We start from the raw sequence: 20,337 nt of genomic DNA, 5'->3' as shown, positions 1-20,337 counted from the left end.
GGGGACTGGAGCATGCAACTGAATTCCACCGAAATCAGCGAACTGATCAAGCAGCGCATTGCTCAGTTCAATGTTGTGAGTGAAGCTCATAACGAAGGTACTATTGTTTCTGTAAGTGACGGTGTTATCCGCATCCACGGCCTGGCCGATTGTATGCAGGGTGAGATGATTTCCCTGCCGGGTAACCGTTACGCTATCGCACTGAACCTGGAGCGCGACTCCGTAGGTGCAGTTGTGATGGGTCCATACGCTGACCTCGCCGAAGGCATGAAGGTTAAGTGTACTGGCCGTATTCTGGAAGTGCCGGTTGGCCGTGGCCTGCTGGGTCGCGTAGTTAACACCCTGGGTGCGCCAATCGACGGTAAAGGTCCGGTTGAGCACGATGGCTTCTCCCCAATCGAAGTTATCGCACCGGGCGTTATCGATCGTCAGTCCGTTGATCAGCCAGTGCAGACTGGTTATAAGTCCGTTGATGCCATGATCCCAATCGGTCGTGGTCAGCGTGAACTGATCATCGGTGACCGTCAGACCGGTAAAACCGCGATGGCAATCGACGCCATCATCAACCAGCGTGACTCCGGCATCAAATGTGTGTACGTGGCTATCGGCCAGAAAGCGTCCACCATTTCCAACGTGGTTCGTAAACTGGAAGAGCACGGCGCGCTGGCTAACACCATCGTTGTTGTGGCGACCGCTTCTGAATCTGCTGCACTGCAATACCTGGCGCCATACGCCGGTTGCGCAATGGGCGAATACTTCCGTGACCGCGGTGAAGATGCGCTGATCGTATACGATGACCTGTCTAAACAGGCTGTTGCTTATCGTCAGGTTTCCCTGCTGCTCCGTCGTCCACCTGGACGTGAAGCATTCCCGGGCGACGTATTCTACCTCCACTCTCGTCTGCTGGAGCGTGCTTCCCGCGTTAACGCGGAATACGTCGAGAACTTCACCAAAGGTGAAGTGAAGGGTCAAACGGGCTCTCTGACCGCTCTGCCGATCATTGAAACCCAGGCGGGTGACGTTTCTGCGTTCGTTCCGACCAACGTAATCTCCATTACCGATGGTCAGATCTTCCTGGAAACCAACCTGTTTAACTCCGGTATTCGTCCGGCGGTTAACCCGGGTATCTCCGTATCCCGTGTTGGTGGTGCTGCTCAGACCAAGATCATCAAGAAACTGTCCGGTGGTATCCGTACCGCTCTGGCACAGTATCGTGAACTGGCTGCGTTCTCTCAGTTCGCATCCGATCTGGACGAAGCAACCCGTAAACAGCTGAGCCACGGTCAGAAAGTGACCGAGCTGCTGAAGCAGAAACAGTACGCGCCAATGTCTGTTGCTCAGCAGGGCCTGGTGCTGTTCGCGGCTGAACGCGGTTACCTCGAAGATGTGGAACTGGCGAAAATCGGTAGCTTCGAAGCCGCTCTGCTGGCTTACGTCGACCGTGATCACGCTCCGCTGATGCAAGAGATCAACCAGACCGGTGGCTATAACGACGAAATCGAAGGCAAGCTGAAAGCTATCCTCGATTCCTTCAAAGCAACCCAGTCCTGGTAATCGTCCGGCGGCTTGTCTCACGACAAGCCGCCTGGCATTGAGGAGAAGCTCATGGCCGGCGCAAAAGAGATACGTAGTAAGATCGCAAGCGTCCAGAACACGCAAAAGATCACTAAAGCGATGGAGATGGTCGCCGCTTCCAAAATGCGTAAATCGCAGGATCGCATGGCGGCCAGCCGTCCTTATGCAGATACCATGCGCAAAGTGATTGGTCACCTTGCGAACGGTAATCTGGAATATAAGCACCCTTACCTGGAAGAACGCGACGTTAAGCGCGTGGGCTACCTGGTGGTGTCGACCGACCGTGGTCTGTGCGGCGGCTTGAACATTAACCTGTTCAAAAAACTGCTGGCGGATATGAAAGCATGGTCCGAGAAAGGCGTTCAGTGCGATATCGCAATGATCGGCTCTAAGGGCGTTTCTTTCTTTAACTCCGTGGGTGGCAACATTGTCGCTCAGGTGACCGGTATGGGTGATAACCCGTCCCTGTCCGAACTGATCGGTCCGGTTAAAGTGATGTTGCAGGCCTACGATGAAGGTCGTCTGGACAGACTGTATGTTGTCAGCAACAAATTTATTAACACGATGTCTCAGGTTCCAACGCTCACTCAAATGTTGCCTTTACCGGCATCAGAAGATGACGAGTTGAAGCAAAAAGCCTGGGATTACCTGTATGAACCTGATCCGAAACCGCTGCTGGATACCCTGCTGCGTCGTTACGTTGAATCACAGGTTTATCAGGGTGTTGTAGAAAACCTGGCCAGCGAGCAGGCCGCACGTATGGTGGCGATGAAAGCCGCGACCGACAATGGCGGCAGCCTGATTAAAGAGCTGCAGTTGGTATACAACAAAGCTCGTCAGGCCAGCATTACTCAGGAACTCACCGAGATCGTCGGTGGTGCATCCGCGGTATAACCAGGTTAATTCGTAGAGGATTCAAGATGGCTACTGGAAAAATTGTCCAGGTAATCGGCGCCGTGGTTGACGTCGAGTTCCCTCAGGATGCCGTACCGCGCGTGTACGATGCTCTTGAGGTACAGAATGGTAACGAGAGCCTGGTGCTGGAAGTTCAGCAGCAGCTCGGTGGTGGTATCGTGCGTACCATCGCAATGGGTTCTTCCGACGGTCTGCGTCGTGGTCTGGAAGTCAAAGACCTTGAGCACCCGATCGAAGTCCCGGTAGGTAAAGCAACACTGGGTCGTATCATGAACGTATTGGGTCAACCAATCGACATGAAAGGCGACATCGGTGAAGAAGAGCGTTGGGCTATCCACCGCGCAGCACCTTCCTACGAAGAGCTGTCAAGCTCTCAGGAACTGCTGGAAACCGGTATCAAAGTTATCGACCTGATGTGTCCGTTCGCGAAGGGCGGTAAAGTCGGTCTGTTCGGTGGTGCGGGTGTAGGTAAAACTGTAAACATGATGGAGCTGATCCGTAACATCGCGATCGAGCACTCCGGTTACTCTGTGTTTGCGGGCGTGGGTGAGCGTACTCGTGAGGGTAACGACTTTTACCACGAAATGACCGACTCCAACGTTCTGGACAAAGTTTCCCTGGTTTACGGCCAGATGAACGAGCCACCAGGAAACCGTCTGCGCGTTGCGCTGACCGGTCTGACTATGGCTGAGAAGTTCCGTGACGAAGGCCGTGACGTTCTGCTGTTCGTTGATAACATCTACCGTTACACCCTGGCCGGTACTGAAGTATCTGCACTGCTGGGTCGTATGCCTTCAGCGGTAGGTTATCAGCCAACGCTGGCGGAAGAGATGGGTGTTCTTCAGGAACGTATCACCTCTACCAAAACCGGTTCTATCACCTCCGTTCAGGCGGTATACGTACCTGCGGATGACTTGACTGACCCATCTCCAGCAACCACCTTTGCGCACTTAGATGCAACCGTGGTACTGAGCCGTCAGATCGCGTCTCTGGGTATCTACCCAGCCGTTGACCCGCTGGACTCCACCAGCCGTCAGCTGGATCCACTGGTTGTTGGTCAGGAACACTACGACACCGCGCGTGGCGTACAGTCCCTGCTGCAGCGTTACCAGGAACTGAAAGACATCATCGCCATCCTGGGTATGGATGAACTGTCTGAAGAAGACAAACTGGTGGTAGCACGTGCTCGTAAGATCCAGCGCTTCCTGTCCCAGCCGTTCTTCGTTGCGGAAGTATTCACCGGTTCTCCGGGTAAATACGTTTCCCTGAAAGACACCATCCGTGGCTTTAAAGGCATCATGGAAGGCGAATACGATCACCTGCCAGAGCAGGCGTTCTACATGGTTGGTTCCATCGAAGAAGCCGTGGAAAAAGCCAAAAAACTTTAACGCCTTAATCGGAGGGTGATATGGCAATGACTTACCACCTGGACGTCGTCAGCGCAGAGCAACAAATGTTCTCTGGTCTGGTCGAGAAAATCCAGGTAACGGGTAGTGAAGGTGAACTGGGTATTTTCCCGGGTCACGCACCGCTGCTCACCGCCATTAAGCCTGGTATGATCCGCATCGTTAAACAGTTCGGTCATGAAGAGTTTATCTATCTGTCCGGCGGCATTCTTGAAGTGCAGCCTGGCAGTGTGACCGTTCTGGCCGATACCGCTATTCGTGGCCAGGATCTCGACGAAGCGCGAGCCCTGGAATCGAAGCGTAAGGCTGAAGAGCACATTAGCAGCTCTCATGGTGACGTGGATTACGCTCAGGCGTCTGCGGAACTGGCCAAAGCGATCGCGAAACTGCGCGTTATCGAGTTGACCAAAAAAGCGATGTAACACCGGCTTGAAAAGCTCAAAAGCCAGTCTGGATACCAGGCTGGCTTTTTTTTTGCCTTAATTCATGATGAAAAAGATGTAGAATTTTAAGCATCAAACGTTTTTACTTCTCACTCAAACTACCGTCAGGATGCGTATGTCAAACAGTGCGATGAGCGTGGTGATCCTTGCCGCTGGCAAAGGTACCCGCATGTATTCCGATCTGCCTAAAGTGCTTCACACGTTGGCAGGAAAGCCAATGGTGCAGCATGTCATTGATGCAGCAAATGAATTGGGCGCTCGTCAGGTAAACCTGGTCTACGGCCACGGTGGCGATTTACTGAAAAAGACGCTGTGTGACGACAAGCTCAACTGGGTGCTTCAGGCTGAACAGCTGGGAACTGGCCATGCGATGCAGCAGGCGGCCCCGTTCTTTGCCGATGACGAAGACATTCTGATGCTGTACGGCGATGTCCCGCTGATCTCCGTTGAAACCCTGACCCGCCTGCGTGAAGCTAAACCCCAGGGCGGTATTGGCCTTCTCACCGTCGTACTGGACGACCCGAGCGGCTATGGCCGCATCACCCGCGAAAACGGCAAGGTGACCGGCATCGTAGAACACAAAGATGCCAGCGAGGAACAGCGCCAGATCCCGGAAATTAACACCGGTATCCTGATTGCCAACGGCGCGGATATGAAACGCTGGCTGTCTCAGCTCAACAACAATAATGCGCAGGGTGAATACTACATCACCGATATCATTGCGATGGCGTATCACGAAGGGCGTGAAATTGCTGCCGTTCATCCGGCGCGTATCAGCGAAACGGACGGCGTGAACAACCGTCTCCAGCTTTCCCGTCTTGAGCGTATTTATCAGTCCGAGCAGGCCGAAAAGCTGCTTCTTGCGGGTGTGATGCTTCGCGATCCGGCACGTTTCGATCTGCGCGGTACCCTGTCGCACGGGCGTGACGTTGAGATTGATACTAACGTTATCGTTGAAGGCAACGTCACGCTGGGCAACCGCGTCAAAATTGGCACCGGCTGCGTGATTAAAAACAGCGTTATCGGTGACGACTGCGAAATTAGCCCGTACAGCGTGGTGGAAGATGCCCGTCTGGATGTAGCTTGTACTATCGGCCCGTTTGCACGCTTGCGCCCGGGTGCTGAGCTGCTGGAAGGCTCACATGTTGGTAACTTCGTGGAAATGAAAAAAGCGCGTCTGGGTAAAGGCTCGAAAGCCGGTCATCTGACCTATCTGGGCGATGCGGAAATTGGCGACAACGTGAACATCGGCGCGGGAACCATTACCTGCAACTATGACGGTGCCAACAAGTTTAAAACCATCATCGGTGATGACGTGTTCGTTGGCTCCGATACGCAGCTGGTGGCGCCTGTTACCGTGGGTAACGGCGTGACCATTGCTGCTGGAACAACCGTTACGCGCGATGTGGCCGCGAACGAGCTGGTGTTAAGCCGCGTTCCGCAGGTCAACAAGCAGGGCTGGAAACGCCCGGTGAAGAAAAAGTAACAACAAGGCGGGTGGCGCTACGCTTACCCGCCCTACGATTGAGTAGGCCTGATAAGGCGTAGCCGTCATCAGGCAAACCCGGGTGAGGAGATAAATATATATCTCCCCCCACAAGCAGTACCCATAAAAATAACCCCACTCTCTACAAGGCTCGGGGCGCCCGGAAAGGGTAAATACAGGTCAGCGACAACGCAGGCAGCATGCCTAAATTCGGAATCTAAAACTATGTGTGGAATTGTTGGCGCAGTTGCGCAGCGTGATATTGCTGAAATCCTTCTCGAAGGTTTACGTCGTCTGGAATACCGTGGCTACGACTCTGCCGGTTTGGCTGTCGTTGATGCAGAAGGTCATATGACCCGTCTGCGCCGTCTCGGTAAAGTGCAGATGCTGGCCCAGGCCGCGGAAGAACACCCGCTGCACGGTGGTACCGGTATTGCGCATACCCGCTGGGCGACGCACGGCGAACCGTCTGAAGGTAACGCGCACCCGCATGTGTCTGAACACATCGTAGTCGTGCACAACGGCATTATCGAAAACCACGAACCGCTGCGCGAAGAACTGAAAGCGCGCGGCTACACCTTCGTCTCTGAAACTGACACCGAAGTGATTGCTCACCTGGTGCACTGGGAGCTGGAGCAGGGCGGCACGCTGCGTGAAGCGGTACTGCGCACCATTCCTCAGCTGCGCGGTGCCTACGGTACGGTGATCATGGATTCCCGCGACCCGTCTACGCTGCTGGCTGCGCGTTCCGGTAGCCCGATGGTTATCGGTCTGGGCATGGGTGAAAACTTCATCGCTTCTGACCAGCTGGCGCTCCTGCCGGTTACCCGTCGCTTTATCTTCCTGGAAGAGGGGGATATCGCGGAAGTGACCCGTCGCAGCGTGACCGTATTCGATACCAAAGGCGAGCAGGTAAAACGCCAGGAGATCGAATCTAACCTGCAGTACGACGCGGGCGACAAAGGCGCGTACCGTCACTACATGCAGAAAGAGATTTACGAGCAGCCAAACGCCATCAAAAACACCCTGACCGGGCGCATTAGCCACGGTGAGGTTGACCTGAGCGAGCTGGGCGCAAACGCCAACGAACTGCTCGGTAAAGTTGAGCATATTCAGATCGTGGCCTGCGGCACCTCCTACAACTCCGGTATGGTCTCTCGCTACTGGTTTGAATCCCTGGCGGGCGTGCCGTGCGACGTGGAAATCGCGTCTGAATTCCGCTATCGCAAATCCGCGGTGCGCCGTAACAGCCTGATGATCACCCTTTCACAGTCCGGCGAAACGGCAGACACGCTGGCAGCGCTGCGTCTGTCTAAAGAGCTCGGTTACCTGGGTTCGCTGGCCATCTGTAACGTCCCAGGCTCATCGCTGGTGCGTGAGTCCGATCTGGCGCTGATGACCAAAGCGGGCACCGAAATCGGCGTGGCCTCCACGAAAGCCTTTACCACTCAGCTGACCGTTCTGCTGATGCTGGTGGCGAAACTGGCGCGTCTGAAAGGCGAAGATGCTTCCGTTGAGCACGACATCGTTCACGGCCTGCAGGCGCTGCCGAGCCGTATTGAGCAGATGCTGTCTCAGGACAAACGCATTGAAGCGCTGGCTGAAGACTTCTCTGACAAACATCACGCCCTGTTCCTGGGTCGTGGCGATCAGTATCCGATTGCGCTGGAAGGCGCGCTGAAGCTGAAAGAGATCTCTTACATCCACGCTGAAGCCTATGCGGCAGGCGAGCTGAAACACGGCCCGCTGGCGCTGATCGATGCAGATATGCCGGTCATCGTTGTGGCACCTAACAACGAACTGCTGGAAAAACTGAAATCCAACATCGAAGAAGTGCGCGCCCGCGGCGGTGTCCTGTACGTCTTCGCTGATAAAGATGCCGGTTTCGCCAGCAGTGATAACATGCACATCATCGAGATGCCGCACGTTGAAGAGGTGATTGCACCGATCTTCTACACCGTTCCGCTGCAGCTTCTGGCCTATCACGTGGCGCTGATCAAAGGCACCGACGTTGACCAGCCGCGTAACCTGGCGAAATCCGTCACCGTAGAATAATCATTCGACACATAATGGAAAAAGCCTCGCATGAAAATGTGAGGCTTTTTTATTACGACCTAAATTTATTCCTAAAAAGTATTAACTGTTATTTGTGTCTGTTTCTGAATATGTCTTTTGGACTAATATAAGGAATGTTAACCCCTTTCAACTCTTTAATTAATCAGCATTTATTTTATCAAGTTATTTTATTTATCTTTTCATTTAATTTTTTCTTACCTGCCACCGATTTTGTTTGTGAATCTTAATAAAATATAATCTCATTCAGGCGGAGATTCTTTCGCTGATATTTTTTTTATGAATGAATTAATCATGATTTAACGGAGTGGTAATGAAACGTAATTGGATTACAGGTTCTTTTGTTCTGTGCTCACTGTTTATGGCAAACCAGGCGCTCGCGTCTGATGGCGTGGTGCATTTTACCGGTGAGGTTATCGACAGCACCTGTGAAGTCACCACGGATACTATTGGCCAGACCGTCGCCCTGGGTAAGGTGAACCGATCGGCTTTTGGCTCGATAGTAGGCTCCACTGCGGCCCCAACCGAATTTAGCATTAAGCTGGAAAAATGTCCGGCCACGTACACTCAGGCGGCAGCGCGTTTTGACGGCACCGAAGCCTCTGACGGCAATGGCGATTTAGCCATTGGCACCCCGATAACTGCATCGACTCCAGGCGACTATACCGGTGAGGGAACAGAGACCGCGGCGACGGGCGTGGCAATTCGTATCTATAACCGCGCTGATAATTCACAGGTTAAGCTGTACAAAGATTCCTCTTATACAACCATTGATTCAGGAAATGCTGAGCTGAAATTTATCGCGCGTTATATCGCGACTTCTGCCGATGTTACGCCAGGCACAGCTAACGCTGATTCACAGTTCACCATCGAATACATGAAGTAATCGATTTTCGCCCGGGCCTGCTGACGTTAAAAGCGAGAGTACTGGCGAATTTTCCTTTAGCAGGCTCATTTCACGGATGAAATTATGTTGTGCAACTTTATTAAGTCGCTGTTCGTTGTTATTTGTCTTTTGAATATGTCTCTATCCTACGCTGGGGTTATTATCGGCGGCACCCGCGTGATTTTTAATAGCGATCGCGCTGATGAAACGTTTTCTATCTTCAATAAAGAGACAAACGTCCCCTACCTGATCCAGGTTTGGGTTGAGCCATTTGATAAAAAAGAGACTACCCCACCTCCCTTCACGGCTATTCCACCGGTTTCACGTCTGGAGCCGCAGCAGGAAAAAATCCTGCGCATTATTAAAACCAAGGGAGCGCTTCCCGAAGATCGGGAATCGGTTTTCTGGCTGAATATCAAAAATATTCCGCCATCCGGGAGCAGTGCGGATAGCAACACGATGGAAATTGCCATTAAAACCCGAATCAAACTGTTCTGGCGCCCGGTGGCGCTCAATATGACGCCCGAAAAAGCGTATATGAAGGTGAAATGGCAGCGCGTAGGAAACCATCTGCAAATAGAAAATCCTGCTCCAATTCATATCAACGTGATGGACGTGTTCGTCGACGGCAAAGAAATTCCGCTCAATATGCTTAAACCCTTCGAGAAGCTAACGCTGCCTTTACCCGCAGGCGCGGCTGGTAAAGCGCTTCGTTGGCGTTTTATCAATGATTACGGTGCGATTAGCGAGCCTCTGAATCTCTCCCTTTAAGTGCAAAACAAGGAATGATGCGAGATGGCCGGTTCACCTGTTCACGTTCTCTTTGCCTCCGGGGCGCTGCTCCTGCTGGCTTGCCAGCTACAGGCGAAAGAAGCCTTCTTTAACCCCGCCTTGCTGGAGATTGACCATCCGGCGGGTATTGATATTCATCAGTTCGATCGTGCAAACACGCTGCCACCCGGCACGTACAAAGTGGATATCCTTATTAACGGGAAAAAACGTGAGCGCCGCGAGGTCACATTTATAGCGGATAAGCAGGAGGGGGAGATCCAGCCCTGCTTCACCCACCTGTCCAGCCAGCTAAAAGCGTTCGGTGTAAAAGCGGATGCCATCAAAGCGCTTACAAACATTGATGACGATGCCTGCGTCGCGCCGGGGCCGCTTGTTGAAGGTTCCGTATGGCAATTCGATACGGACAAACTGACGCTCAATATTGTGATACCGCAGATTTGGCTGGACAACTATGCCATGGGCTATATCAGCCCCGAACGCTGGGACCAGGGGATCAATGCGCTTTCGGTTAATTATGACTTTTCAGGCTCCCATACCGTACGCTCTGATTACGACGACACGGCGGACAGCTATTACCTCAACCTGCAAAATGGTCTGAATCTCGGCGCCTGGCGGGTACGTAACTACAGTACGTTGAGCGCTGAAGGCGGCAATGCTGAATATCACTCCGTCAGCTCGTGGCTACAGCGTGATATTCCCGGGCTGCGCAGCCAGTTCATGGTGGGCGATACCTGGTCGGCAAGCGATGTTTTTGATGGTGCCAGACTGCGCGGGGTGCGGCTTTACACCGATGATGACATGCTGCCCGCCAGCATGAACGGCTTCGCACCTGTGGTGCGCGGCGTAGCGAAAAGCAACGCCATGGTGACGATCAAGCAAAACGGTTACGTCATCTATCAGTCTGCCGTACCGCAAGGAGCGTTTGCCCTTACCGATCTCAATACCACCAGCTCGGGTGGGGATTTGGACGTGACCATCAAAGAAGAGGACGGCAGCGAGCAACATTTTATCCAGCCTTATGCTTCGCTGGCCATTCTGAAACGTGAAGGTCAAACCGACTTCGACGTCAGCATTGGCGAAATGCGGGAAGACAATCGCTTTACCCCAAACGTTATGCAGGCGCAAATCATGCGCGGGCTGCCAGCCGGCATCACGCTTTATGGCGGCGTGCAATTGGCGGACGAGTACCGCGCGGCGGCGCTGGGTGTGGGTAAAGATCTGGGCGCGTTTGGCGCGCTTTCTATGGACGTGACGCAGGCGAAAGCCCGGTTTGATGACGGCGATGAATCCCAGGGGCAATCCTATCGTTTCTTATACTCCAAGCGTATTGATGCCACCGACACGAATTTCAGGCTGGTGGGCTACCGCTATTCTACTCAGGGTTTTTATACCCTCAACGAGTGGTCATCGCGTCAGGGGGATGAAAGTAATTTTTGGGAAACGGGCAACCGCCGTAGCCGTCTGGAGGGAACATGGACTCAGTCTTTTGGACGCGGCTGGGGGAACGTTTATCTGACGCTGAGCCGTCAACAGTACTGGCAAACGGAGGCGGTAGAACGCTTGATCCAGACTGGCTACAGCAACAATCTCGGCATGGTTTCCTGGAACGTGTCGTGGAGCTACACCGATAGCGCGACGCACCACGACAGTGCCAGCGAAGATGAGGATAACAACGGGGGCGAAAACATCTTTATGTTTTCTCTTTCGGTTCCGCTGTCCGGCTGGGTGAAAAACAGTTACCTCAACTATGCCATGACGCAAAACGACAGCGCGCAGGCATCCCATCAGGTGGGGTTAAGTGGAACGCTGCTGGAGCGGGATAATCTCTCGTATAACCTGCAACAATCCTGGACAGGCGATAGCGCAGCGGATGCCAGCAACCTTGCGATGACCTATAACGGCACTTACGGCACGCTGGACGGCAGCTACGCCTACAGTGCAAATGCCGAACACCTTAATTTCGGCGCGCGCGGGGGCGTTATTGTGCACGGTGAAGGCGTCACGTTCTCGCAGCAGCTTGGAGAGACGGTTGCGCTGATCAAAACGCCCGGTGCGTCGGGGCTAGCCGTTGAAAACACCTCTGGCGTGGCCACCGACTGGCGCGGTTATGCGGTGAAAACCCAGCTTAATCCTTATGACGAAAACCGGGTGGCCATCGACAACGACTATTTCTCCCGAGCCAACGTGGAGCTTGAAAACAGCGTGATCGATCTTGTGCCGACCCGCGGTGCGATTGTCAAAGCAGAGTTTCTGACCCACCTGGGTTATCGGGTGCTATTCAACGTCATACTGGCAAACGGCAAGCCTGCACCGTTTGGTGCCGTCGCGAACGGCGAAAGTAAAGGTGAGCTGCTGACGGGCATCGTGGGAGAAAACGGGCAGCTTTACCTGTCTGGCGTTCCGGAAGAGGGATCTTTTGCGCTGCGGTGGGGGGCGGGTAACGTCGTGGAATGCCGGGCACCGTTCCATATTTCTCCCCAGACCGGAGCGTCGCTGGTCCAACAAACCGTCGTATGTAACTAAAAAGGATTTTAGATGAAGAGCTTATTTATCGCTGGCCTGCTGATACTAGCCAGCCCGACGGCGTTCGCTGAGGTGGCAGGAACCTGCACGACCATTTCAGGAACACATGTGCTTAACCTGAATTTTCCGCAAACGAGTATTAGCGCGAAAGATAACGTTCCGGGAAAAACGATGGTGGATATCGCCGAGGCGACGGCCAGCGACAGCTATCAGGTCAACTGTTCCTGCGATTCAAAGCACCGGCTTAATAAGGGATTTTCGGCAATCTACTACACAGCGGATCCAACTGGCGGTCTCGTATTTGATAAAAAGATTGGTGAGGTCTCTTATTACAATTTTAATGAATATCTCGATGTCGGCGTAAAGATCTTCATCAAAAACGTGGGTTACACTGCAATTCCTTTTGAGCACGTTTCGAACCGCAGTACAGCCTCTCACACCTGTGGCTCGTCAAACGATATTACGCTTGATACCGGAACGTCTTCGATGCTCTCGTTTTATATTCGAAAATCGATCACCGGATTGGTCACAATTCCTCTGACCGATGTCGCCCTCGTCTACGGCGGAATATCTAATGATTTGCCCAGGGGAGAGGCGATCGCAAAAGTCAGGATCAAAGGCTCAATCATTGCGTCCCAGCAGTGTGAAATTAACGACGGGCAGGTGATTAATATCGATTTTGGTCAGATCCCCGCCTCTGAATTTTCCGCCACGCCCGGCACATCGATAACCAGTAAAAAAATTGAGAAAACCGTTACGGTGAGTTGTTCCGGCCTGGACCGCTCGCAAAAGGTGAATGCTGATTTTAACGCTACGGCAGCCAGCGCCGACAACACGATGGTTTCTACGTCAAACAACAACGTGGGGATCAAAATCTACGATACAAACGGCGACCCGGTGATGGTGAACGGCGGCGCGCTCAAAACGGAGATGGGTTCTACAAGCATTATTGGCGGAAAAAGTAACGGTACTATTACGTTCTCTGCCGCCCCGGCCAGCGCTACCGGAGCCAGACCGACGCCCGGCACGTTTAACGCAGATGCCACCATAACCCTGGAATTTTCAAACTGAACTCATGACGGCTGTTGATGACAGCCGTTGTCATATTTCGCCGGATAGACCACACTTACTGCAACTAATGTGACAAAAATATTACCGCCTATTGAATAAAAAAATAAATTATTCAAAGGGTTATGGTAATGATTTGCACTGTCATAAAAATGTCATAATTCGTACATTTATCTGTCACCTGTTTGTCCTATTTTGCTCATCGTAGCCACTTAAACAATGATTTACGAAATCCTTGCAGGAGACATTATGAAAGTTATGCGTACCACTGTCGCAACTGTTGTCGCCGCGACCTTATCGATGAGCGCTTTCTCTGCATTCGCAGCAGCAAGCCTGACTGGCGCTGGTGCAACCTTCCCTGCGCCGGTGTATGCCAAATGGGCAGATACCTACCAGAAAGAAACCGGTAACAAGGTTAACTATCAGGGTATCGGCTCCTCCGGTGGCGTAAAACAAATTACCGCTAATACCGTAGATTTCGGTGCGTCAGATGCCCCTCTGTCTGATGAAAAACTGAATCAGGAAGGCCTGTTCCAGTTCCCGACCGTGATCGGCGGCGTTGTGCTGGCCGTTAACATCCCTGGCCTGAAGTCAGGCGAGCTGGTGCTGGACGGCAAAACCCTGGGTGACATCTACCTGGGTAAAATCAAAAAATGGGATGACGAAGCCATCACCAAACTGAACCCGGGCGTTAAGCTGCCTTCGCAGAATATCGCTGTGGTTCGTCGTGCTGACGGTTCCGGTACCTCCTTCGTCTTCACCAGCTATCTGGCGAAAGTGAACGAAGAGTGGAAATCTAAAGTCGGCTCCGGCTCTACCGTTAACTGGCCAACCGGTCTGGGCGGTAAAGGTAACGACGGTATCGCCGCGTTCGTACAGCGTCTGCCAGGCTCCATCGGTTACGTAGAATACGCTTACGCTAAGCAGAACAACCTGGCTTACACCAAACTGGTTTCAGCTGACGGTAAACCGGTTAGCCCGACCGAAGAGAACTTTGCTAACGCCGCAAAAGGCGCTGACTGGAGCAAATCCTTCGCGCAGGACCTGACTAACCAGAAAGGCGACGACGCGTGGCCAATCACCTCTACGACGTTCATTCTGATTCACAAAGATCAGAAGAAACCAGAGCAGGGTACTGAAGTGCTGAAGTTCTTCGACTGGGCATACAAAAATGGTGGCAAACAGGCTAACGACCTGGATTACGCCAGCCTGCCAGACAGCGTGGTTGAGCAGATTCGTGCTGCATGGAAAACCAACGTGAAAGACAGCAGCGGTAAAGCGCTGTACTAACAGGATATATTTAACGAAGATGGCGGGTGGCGCTGCGCTTACCCGCCCTACGGTTTAATCTGTAGGCCCGGTAAGCGTCAGCGCCACCGGGCATATTCGTAAAAACGTCTCAAACAGAAGAGTGATTTATGGCTGCAACCAAGCCTGCATTTAACCCTCCGGGTAAAAAAGGCGACATGATTTTCAGCGCGCTGGTAAAACTGGCTGCGCTGATTGTGCTATTGCTGCTGGGCGGCATTATCGTGTCTCTGATTTTCTCCTCCTGGCCGAGCATCCAGAAATTTGGGTTCTCCTTCCTGTGGACTAAAGAGTGGGACGCGCCGAACGATATCTACGGAGCCCTGGTGCCCATTTACGGCACGCTGGTGACCTCGTTCATCGCCCTGCTGATTGCGGTTCCGGTGAGCTTTGGTATTGCCCTGTTCCTGACGGAGCTGGCGCCTGGCTGGCTGCGACGCCCGCTCGGTATTGCTATCGAACTGCTGGCGGCCATTCCAAGTATCGTTTACGGCATGTGGGGTCTGTTCATCTTTGCTCCGCTGTTCGCAACGTACTTCCAGGAGCCGGTCGGTAACGTGCTTTCCGCCATTCCGTTTGTGGGGGCCCTGTTCTCAGGCCCGGCATTCGGTATCGGTATTCTGGCTGCGGGTGTGATCCTCGCCATCATGATTATTCCTTACATTGCGGCGGTTATGCGCGATGTCTTCGAACAGACCCCGGTGATGATGAAAGAGTCAGCCTACGGTATCGGCTGCACTACCTGGGAAGTTATCTGGCGCATTGTTCTTCCGTTCACCAAAAATGGGGTGATCGGGGGCGTGATGCTGGGCTTAGGTCGTGCGCTGGGTGAAACCATGGCGGTCACCTTTATCATCGGTAACACCTACCAGCTCGACAGCGCGTCGCTCTACATGCCGGGCAACAGTATTACCTCTGCACTGGCAAACGAATTTGCGGAAGCGGAATCCGGCCTGCACGTTGCGGCACTGATGGAGCTGGGGCTGATTCTGTTTGTTATCACCTTCATTGTTCTGGCGATTTCCAAGCTGATGATTATGCGTCTCGCCAAAAATGAGGGGGCACGCTAATGGCAACTCTCGAAATGCAAGCTACCGCTGAACTGGCGGAATCCCGCCGCAAAATGCAGGCCAAACGCCGCATAAAAAACCGGATTGCGTTAACGCTCTCTATGGCGACGATGGCATTCGGCCTGTTCTGGCTGGTCTGGATCCTGTTCTCGACGATCGTTCGTGGAATTGACGGTATGTCGCTGGCGCTGTTCACCGAGATGACGCCTCCGCCAAACACGGCGGGTGGTGGTCTGGCGAACGCCCTGGCGGGTAGCGGCCTGCTGATCCTGTGGGCGACGGTCTTCGGTACGCCGCTGGGCATCATGGCGGGCATCTACCTGGCAGAATATGGGCGTAAATCCTGGCTGGCGGAAGTGATTCGCTTCATCAACGACATTCTGCTGTCCGCGCCGTCTATCGTGGTGGGTCTGTTCGTCTACACCGTCGTGGTGGCACAGATGGAACACTTCTCCGGCTGGGCGGGTGTGATTGCCCTGGCGCTGCTGCAGGTGCCTATCGTCATTCGTACCACCGAGAACATGCTGAAACTGGTGCCGGACAGCCTGCGTGAAGCGGCTTACGCGCTGGGTACGCCGAAATGGAAGATGATCTCCGCGATTACGCTGAAAGCGTCTATCTCCGGGATCATGACCGGTATCCTGCTGGCGATTGCGCGTATTGCAGGTGAAACGGCGCCACTGCTGTTTACATCCCTCTCCAACCAGTTCTGGAGTACGGACATGATGCAGCCGATCGCCAACCTGCCGGTGACGATCTTTAAATTTGCGATGAGCCCATTCGCGGAGTGGCAGCAGCTGGCCTGGGCCGGGGTGCTGATCATTACCCTTTGCGTACTGTTGCTGAACATTCTGGCGCGCGTCATTTTCGCGAAGAAGAAACACGGTTAAATTTTTACGGCGCGGCAGCTCGCGGCGCCGAATGAGGAAATGAGTCAATGAGTATGGTTGATACTGCCCCGGGTAAGATTCAGGTTCGTGATTTGAACTTCTACTACGGCAAATTCCATGCCCTGAAGAACATCAACCTGGATATCGCGAAGAACCAGGTCACGGCATTTATCGGTCCATCCGGCTGTGGAAAATCCACGCTGCTGCGTACCTTTAACAAAATGTATTCGCTCTATCCGGAGCAGCGCGCCGAAGGTGAAATCATCCTGGACGGCGAAAACATTCTGACCCAGGCCCAGGATATCGCCCTGCTGCGTGCCAAAGTAGGCATGGTGTTCCAGAAACCCACGCCGTTCCCGATGTCGATTTATGACAACATCGCCTTTGGCGTGCGCCTGTTTGAAAAGCTCTCCCGCGCCGATATGGACGAGCGCGTACAGTGGGCGTTGACCAAGGCCGCATTATGGAACGAAACCAAAGATAAATTGCACCAGAGCGGTTACTCTCTCTCCGGTGGTCAGCAGCAGCGTCTGTGCATTGCGCGCGGTATCGCCATTCGCCCGGAAGTGTTGCTGCTTGATGAGCCGTGTTCAGCGCTGGACCCGATCTCAACCGGCCGTATTGAAGAGCTCATCACCGAGCTGAAGCAGGATTACACCGTGGTTATCGTGACCCACAACATGCAACAGGCTGCGCGTTGTTCCGATCATACGGCGTTTATGTATCTGGGCGAGTTGATTGAGTTCAGCGATACGGATGCGCTGTTCACCAGGCCCGCGAAGAAACAAACCGAAGATTATATTACTGGCCGCTACGGTTGATTTGCCTTAGTGCATGTGGAGAAACCATGGACAACCTCAATCTTAATAAACACATTTCCGGCCAGTTCAACGCAGAGCTGGAAAGCATTCGCACCCAGGTGATGACCATGGGCGGCATGGTCGAGCAGCAGCTTTCTGATGCAATTACGGCGATGCACAACCAGGACAGCGAGCTGGCGAAGCGCGTCATTGAAGGCGACAAAAACGTCAACATGATGGAAGTGGCTATCGACGAAGCTTGCGTGCGCATTATCGCGAAACGCCAGCCGACGGCGAGCGATCTGCGTCTGGTGATGGCGATCATCAAGACCATCGCCGAGCTGGAGCGTATTGGTGACGTTGCGGATAAAATCTGCCGTACCGCGCTGGAGAAGTTCTCTCAGCAGCACCAGCCACTGCTGGTGAGCCTGGAGTCGCTGGGCCGCCACACCGTGCAGATGCTGCACGACGTGCTGGATGCCTTTGCGCGTATGGATCTGGACGAAGCGGTGCGTATTTACCGTGAAGACAAGAAAGTCGACCAGGAGTATGAAGGCATCGTGCGTCAGCTGATGACTTACATGATGGAAGATTCACGTACCATCCCAAGCGTACTGACTGCCCTGTTCTGCGCGCGCTCCATCGAGCGTATCGGGGACCGCTGCCAGAACATTTGCGAATACATCTTCTACTTCGTGAAAGGTCAGGACTTCCGTCACGTGGGCGGCGATGAGCTGGACAAGCTGCTGGCGGGTAAAGATCCGAAAGAGTGATGTTTGTGGCGGGTGGCGCTATCGCTTACCCGCCCTACGAGCCTTGTAGGCCGGATAAGCGTTAGCGCCATCCGGCTTTGTTTTTTCAGCGAGTAATATCCCACCCGCGCGCCTTCCACAGTTCCGGCAGCTGCGCCAGATCGGTAAAGGTTGTCACGTTTGGATGCTCGATCGGCTTGTTGTGCGGATCGGCGCAGAAGTAAAACACCTCCATGCCCGCATCAATTCCCGACTGTGCGCCCGCAGACGAATCATCCACCAGAATGCAGTTCTCGACGTTGACGTTCATCGCTTTTGCTGCATGGAACATCAGCGCCGGATCGGGCTTCCACCGCTGGATATCGTAGCCGCTGAACAGTTTTTCCGGGAAATGGTGCAACATCTCAAGCTTGCCCAGCGAGTGCTGCATTTTGCTGACCGGGCCGTTAGAGACCACGCAGATTGGCACCGTCATCGCATCCAGCAACGCGTTAGCCCCGGCGATAACTTCCAGCTCGGAGTCGAACAGGCGTGCGACCTCGGCGCGGTACACCGGTTCCAGATCGGCTTTCGCCAGATCCACACCGTGTTCCTGGTTAATGATGTCGATGATCTCGTACAGCTTCACGCCCTTAAAGCGTTTGAACACCTCTTCGAGATCGAGCGTAATGCCAAATTCCTGGAACATGGCCACATATGCGCGGGAACAAATGACCTCACTGTCGACCAGCGTTCCGTCGCAGTCGAAAAATACCGCTTCAATTCCGGACATGCCCTTCCCTTTTAACAAGTTTAACGTTTACGTACGGCAGTTTAACGAGACGCAATCGTTGCCGTATAAGCAAAATCAATGAAAAAAGTATCTCATAACCGCCACTATTGTCGCATTTTGGTATAGGATAGCGACGAATTTTCCCTCCTTGTTCGGAAATTGATGATGAGTCAACAACACACAACCCAGACATCTGGTCAGGGTCTGCTTGAGCGCGTGTTCAAACTGCGCGAGCACGGCACAACGGCACGCACCGAAGTGATCGCCGGTTTCACCACCTTCCTGACGATGGTGTATATCGTTTTTGTTAACCCGCAAATTCTGGGCGTTGCTGGCATGGATACCAGCGCCGTCTTCGTGACCACCTGTCTGATTGCTGCCCTTGGCAGCATCCTGATGGGTGTGTTCGCTAACCTGCCGGTTGCGCTGGCACCGGCAATGGGTCTGAATGCGTTCTTCGCGTTCGTGGTCGTTCAGGCGATGGGCCTGCCGTGGCAGGTTGGCATGGGCGCTATCTTCTGGGGCGCCGTCGGCCTGCTGCTGCTGACCATTTTCCGCGTGCGCTACTGGATGATTGCCAATATCCCGGTGAGCCTGCGCGTGGGTATCACCAGCGGTATCGGCCTGTTCATCGGCATGATGGGTCTGAAAAACGCCGGTGTGATCGTGGCGAACCCGGAAACGCTGGTGAGCATCGGCAACCTGACCTCTCACAGCGTGCTGCTGGGCGTGCTGGGCTTCTTTATCATCGCGATCCTGGCTTCCCGCAATATTCACGCGGCGGTGCTGGTGTCCATCGTGGTCACCACGCTGCTGGGCTGGATGCTGGGCGATGTCCAGTATCACGGGATCGTCTCCGCGCCACCGAGCGTCTCTACCGTTATTGGTCACGTTGACCTGGCGGGCTCCCTGAACCTCGGTCTGGCGGGCGTGATTTTCTCCTTCATGCTGGTTAACCTGTTTGACTCCTCCGGCACGCTGATCGGCGTGACCGACAAAGCGGGTCTGGCGGATGAGAAAGGCAAATTCCCGCGCATGAAGCAGGCGCTGTTTGTGGATAGCGTCTCCTCCGTGGCGGGTTCTTTCATCGGGACATCCTCTGTGACCGCTTACATTGAGTCCTCTTCCGGCGTGTCCGTGGGCGGCCGTACGGGTTTGACGGCGGTGGTGGTCGGCATTCTGTTCCTGCTGGTGATCTTCCTTTCTCCGCTGGCGGGGATGGTTCCACCGTATGCGGCTGCAGGCGCGCTGATCTACGTTGGCGTGCTGATGACATCGAGCCTGGCGCGCGTGAAATGGGAAGATTTAACCGAAGCGGTACCGGCGTTTATCACCGCCGTGATGATGCCGTTCAGCTTCTCGATCACTGAAGGTATCGCGCTGGGCTTTATCTCTTACTGCGTGATGAAGATTGGTACGGGTCGCTTCCGCGAGCTCAGCCCGTGTGTGATCGTTGTGGCGCTGCTGTTTGTGCTGAAGATTGTGTTTATTGACGCGCACTAAGGTGCGGTTTGTGGTGTCAGGTGGCGCTTCGCTTACCTGACCTACTGACGAGTGTAGGCCCGGTAAGCGCTAGCG

The 20,337-nt window shown here is 53.8% G+C and carries 17 protein-coding genes; 16 read left to right on the top strand and 1 reads right to left on the bottom strand.

The features are described from left to right. Positions 1–12: 12 nt before the first annotated feature. The 15 genes from atpA (at position 13) to phoU (ending at position 18,008) form a co-directional block, all read left to right on the top strand. Complete coding sequence (gene atpA, locus AC2T6E_RS17660) at positions 13–1,554, top strand: F0F1 ATP synthase subunit alpha (RefSeq protein ID WP_010426588.1); 1,542 nt, start codon at positions 13–15, stop codon at positions 1,552–1,554. A gap of 51 nt (positions 1,555–1,605) precedes the next feature. Then, positions 1,606–2,469, top strand: a complete 864-nt coding sequence (atpG, locus tag AC2T6E_RS17655) for a F0F1 ATP synthase subunit gamma (RefSeq protein WP_010426586.1) — start codon at positions 1,606–1,608, stop codon at positions 2,467–2,469. Positions 2,470–2,495: 26 nt separating this feature from the next. After that, positions 2,496–3,878, top strand: a complete 1,383-nt coding sequence (gene atpD, locus AC2T6E_RS17650; RefSeq protein ID WP_003862362.1) for a F0F1 ATP synthase subunit beta — start codon at positions 2,496–2,498, stop codon at positions 3,876–3,878. 20 nt (positions 3,879–3,898) lie between these two features. Continuing rightward, positions 3,899–4,318: a F0F1 ATP synthase subunit epsilon gene (locus AC2T6E_RS17645; RefSeq protein WP_006177560.1), complete on the top strand. Its 420-nt coding sequence runs from the start codon at positions 3,899–3,901 to the stop codon at positions 4,316–4,318. Positions 4,319–4,454: 136 nt separating this feature from the next. After that, positions 4,455–5,825, top strand: coding sequence for a bifunctional UDP-N-acetylglucosamine diphosphorylase/glucosamine-1-phosphate N-acetyltransferase GlmU (gene glmU, locus AC2T6E_RS17640; RefSeq protein WP_148400141.1), 1,371 nt, complete (start codon positions 4,455–4,457; stop codon positions 5,823–5,825). Positions 5,826–6,050: 225 nt separating this feature from the next. After that, positions 6,051–7,880: a glutamine--fructose-6-phosphate transaminase (isomerizing) gene (gene glmS / locus AC2T6E_RS17635; protein ID WP_010426581.1), complete on the top strand. Its 1,830-nt coding sequence runs from the start codon at positions 6,051–6,053 to the stop codon at positions 7,878–7,880. Between the two features lie 331 nt (positions 7,881–8,211). Beyond that, positions 8,212–8,784: a chaperone-usher fimbrial major subunit gene (locus AC2T6E_RS17630; RefSeq protein WP_108417226.1), complete on the top strand. Its 573-nt coding sequence runs from the start codon at positions 8,212–8,214 to the stop codon at positions 8,782–8,784. An 84-nt stretch (positions 8,785–8,868) separates the two neighbouring features. Continuing rightward, a complete protein-coding gene (locus AC2T6E_RS17625; RefSeq protein ID WP_486692665.1) occupies positions 8,869–9,555 on the top strand; it encodes a fimbrial chaperone in 687 nt (228 codons plus the stop codon). 24 nt (positions 9,556–9,579) lie between these two features. Further along, positions 9,580–12,099, top strand: coding sequence for a fimbria/pilus outer membrane usher protein (locus AC2T6E_RS17620; protein WP_108417228.1), 2,520 nt, complete (start codon positions 9,580–9,582; stop codon positions 12,097–12,099). Between the two features lie 12 nt (positions 12,100–12,111). Then, positions 12,112–13,170 (top strand): fimbrial protein, encoded by a 1,059-nt coding sequence (locus AC2T6E_RS17615; protein ID WP_486692662.1) that lies wholly within the window; start codon positions 12,112–12,114, stop codon positions 13,168–13,170. A gap of 246 nt (positions 13,171–13,416) precedes the next feature. Further along, entirely contained in the window at positions 13,417–14,457 is a 1,041-nt protein-coding gene (gene pstS / locus AC2T6E_RS17610) for a phosphate ABC transporter substrate-binding protein PstS (RefSeq protein WP_010426579.1), read from the top strand. 128 nt (positions 14,458–14,585) lie between these two features. Beyond that, entirely contained in the window at positions 14,586–15,545 is a 960-nt protein-coding gene (gene pstC / locus AC2T6E_RS17605) for a phosphate ABC transporter permease PstC (protein WP_023309793.1), read from the top strand. Further along, a complete protein-coding gene (pstA, locus tag AC2T6E_RS17600; RefSeq protein WP_010426576.1) occupies positions 15,545–16,435 on the top strand; it encodes a phosphate ABC transporter permease PstA in 891 nt (296 codons plus the stop codon). Before pstC ends, pstA begins: the two co-directional genes overlap by 1 nt. A gap of 47 nt (positions 16,436–16,482) precedes the next feature. Then, a complete protein-coding gene (gene pstB, locus AC2T6E_RS17595) occupies positions 16,483–17,256 on the top strand; it encodes a phosphate ABC transporter ATP-binding protein PstB (RefSeq protein WP_010426574.1) in 774 nt (257 codons plus the stop codon). 26 nt (positions 17,257–17,282) lie between these two features. Beyond that, positions 17,283–18,008, top strand: coding sequence for a phosphate signaling complex protein PhoU (gene phoU, locus AC2T6E_RS17590; RefSeq protein ID WP_008500182.1), 726 nt, complete (start codon positions 17,283–17,285; stop codon positions 18,006–18,008). A gap of 85 nt (positions 18,009–18,093) precedes the next feature. On the opposite strand, the gene yieH is transcribed toward phoU, so the two are convergent. Further along, entirely contained in the window at positions 18,094–18,759 is a 666-nt protein-coding gene (gene yieH, locus AC2T6E_RS17585) for a 6-phosphogluconate phosphatase (protein ID WP_089598336.1), read from the bottom strand. A 165-nt stretch (positions 18,760–18,924) separates the two neighbouring features. Between yieH and adeP the strand changes: the two genes are divergently transcribed. Next, positions 18,925–20,262, top strand: a complete 1,338-nt coding sequence (gene adeP / locus AC2T6E_RS17580) for an adenine permease AdeP (protein WP_139157909.1) — start codon at positions 18,925–18,927, stop codon at positions 20,260–20,262. Positions 20,263–20,337 lie beyond the last annotated feature (75 nt).

Source organism: Enterobacter sp. B79-1 (assembly GCF_057444735.1).
This window is presented reverse-complemented; position numbering and strand designations above follow the sequence as displayed.

What these genes read in the sequence shown, in the direction of transcription:
- atpA (WP_010426588.1), top strand. Translation starts at nt 13, where the DNA reads ATGCAACTGAATTCCACCGAAATCAGCGAACTGATCAAGCAGCGCATT.
- atpG (WP_010426586.1), top strand. Translation starts at nt 1,606, where the DNA reads ATGGCCGGCGCAAAAGAGATACGTAGTAAGATCGCAAGCGTCCAGAAC.
- atpD (WP_003862362.1), top strand. Translation starts at nt 2,496, where the DNA reads ATGGCTACTGGAAAAATTGTCCAGGTAATCGGCGCCGTGGTTGACGTC.
- AC2T6E_RS17645 (WP_006177560.1), top strand. Translation starts at nt 3,899, where the DNA reads ATGGCAATGACTTACCACCTGGACGTCGTCAGCGCAGAGCAACAAATG.
- glmU (WP_148400141.1), top strand. Translation starts at nt 4,455, where the DNA reads ATGTCAAACAGTGCGATGAGCGTGGTGATCCTTGCCGCTGGCAAAGGT.
- glmS (WP_010426581.1), top strand. Translation starts at nt 6,051, where the DNA reads ATGTGTGGAATTGTTGGCGCAGTTGCGCAGCGTGATATTGCTGAAATC.
- AC2T6E_RS17630 (WP_108417226.1), top strand. Translation starts at nt 8,212, where the DNA reads ATGAAACGTAATTGGATTACAGGTTCTTTTGTTCTGTGCTCACTGTTT.
- AC2T6E_RS17625 (WP_486692665.1), top strand. Translation starts at nt 8,869, where the DNA reads ATGTTGTGCAACTTTATTAAGTCGCTGTTCGTTGTTATTTGTCTTTTG.
- AC2T6E_RS17620 (WP_108417228.1), top strand. Translation starts at nt 9,580, where the DNA reads ATGGCCGGTTCACCTGTTCACGTTCTCTTTGCCTCCGGGGCGCTGCTC.
- AC2T6E_RS17615 (WP_486692662.1), top strand. Translation starts at nt 12,112, where the DNA reads ATGAAGAGCTTATTTATCGCTGGCCTGCTGATACTAGCCAGCCCGACG.
- pstS (WP_010426579.1), top strand. Translation starts at nt 13,417, where the DNA reads ATGAAAGTTATGCGTACCACTGTCGCAACTGTTGTCGCCGCGACCTTA.
- pstC (WP_023309793.1), top strand. Translation starts at nt 14,586, where the DNA reads ATGGCTGCAACCAAGCCTGCATTTAACCCTCCGGGTAAAAAAGGCGAC.
- pstA (WP_010426576.1), top strand. Translation starts at nt 15,545, where the DNA reads ATGGCAACTCTCGAAATGCAAGCTACCGCTGAACTGGCGGAATCCCGC.
- pstB (WP_010426574.1), top strand. Translation starts at nt 16,483, where the DNA reads ATGAGTATGGTTGATACTGCCCCGGGTAAGATTCAGGTTCGTGATTTG.
- phoU (WP_008500182.1), top strand. Translation starts at nt 17,283, where the DNA reads ATGGACAACCTCAATCTTAATAAACACATTTCCGGCCAGTTCAACGCA.
- yieH (WP_089598336.1), bottom strand. Translation starts at nt 18,759, where the DNA reads ATGTCCGGAATTGAAGCGGTATTTTTCGACTGCGACGGAACGCTGGTC.
- adeP (WP_139157909.1), top strand. Translation starts at nt 18,925, where the DNA reads ATGAGTCAACAACACACAACCCAGACATCTGGTCAGGGTCTGCTTGAG.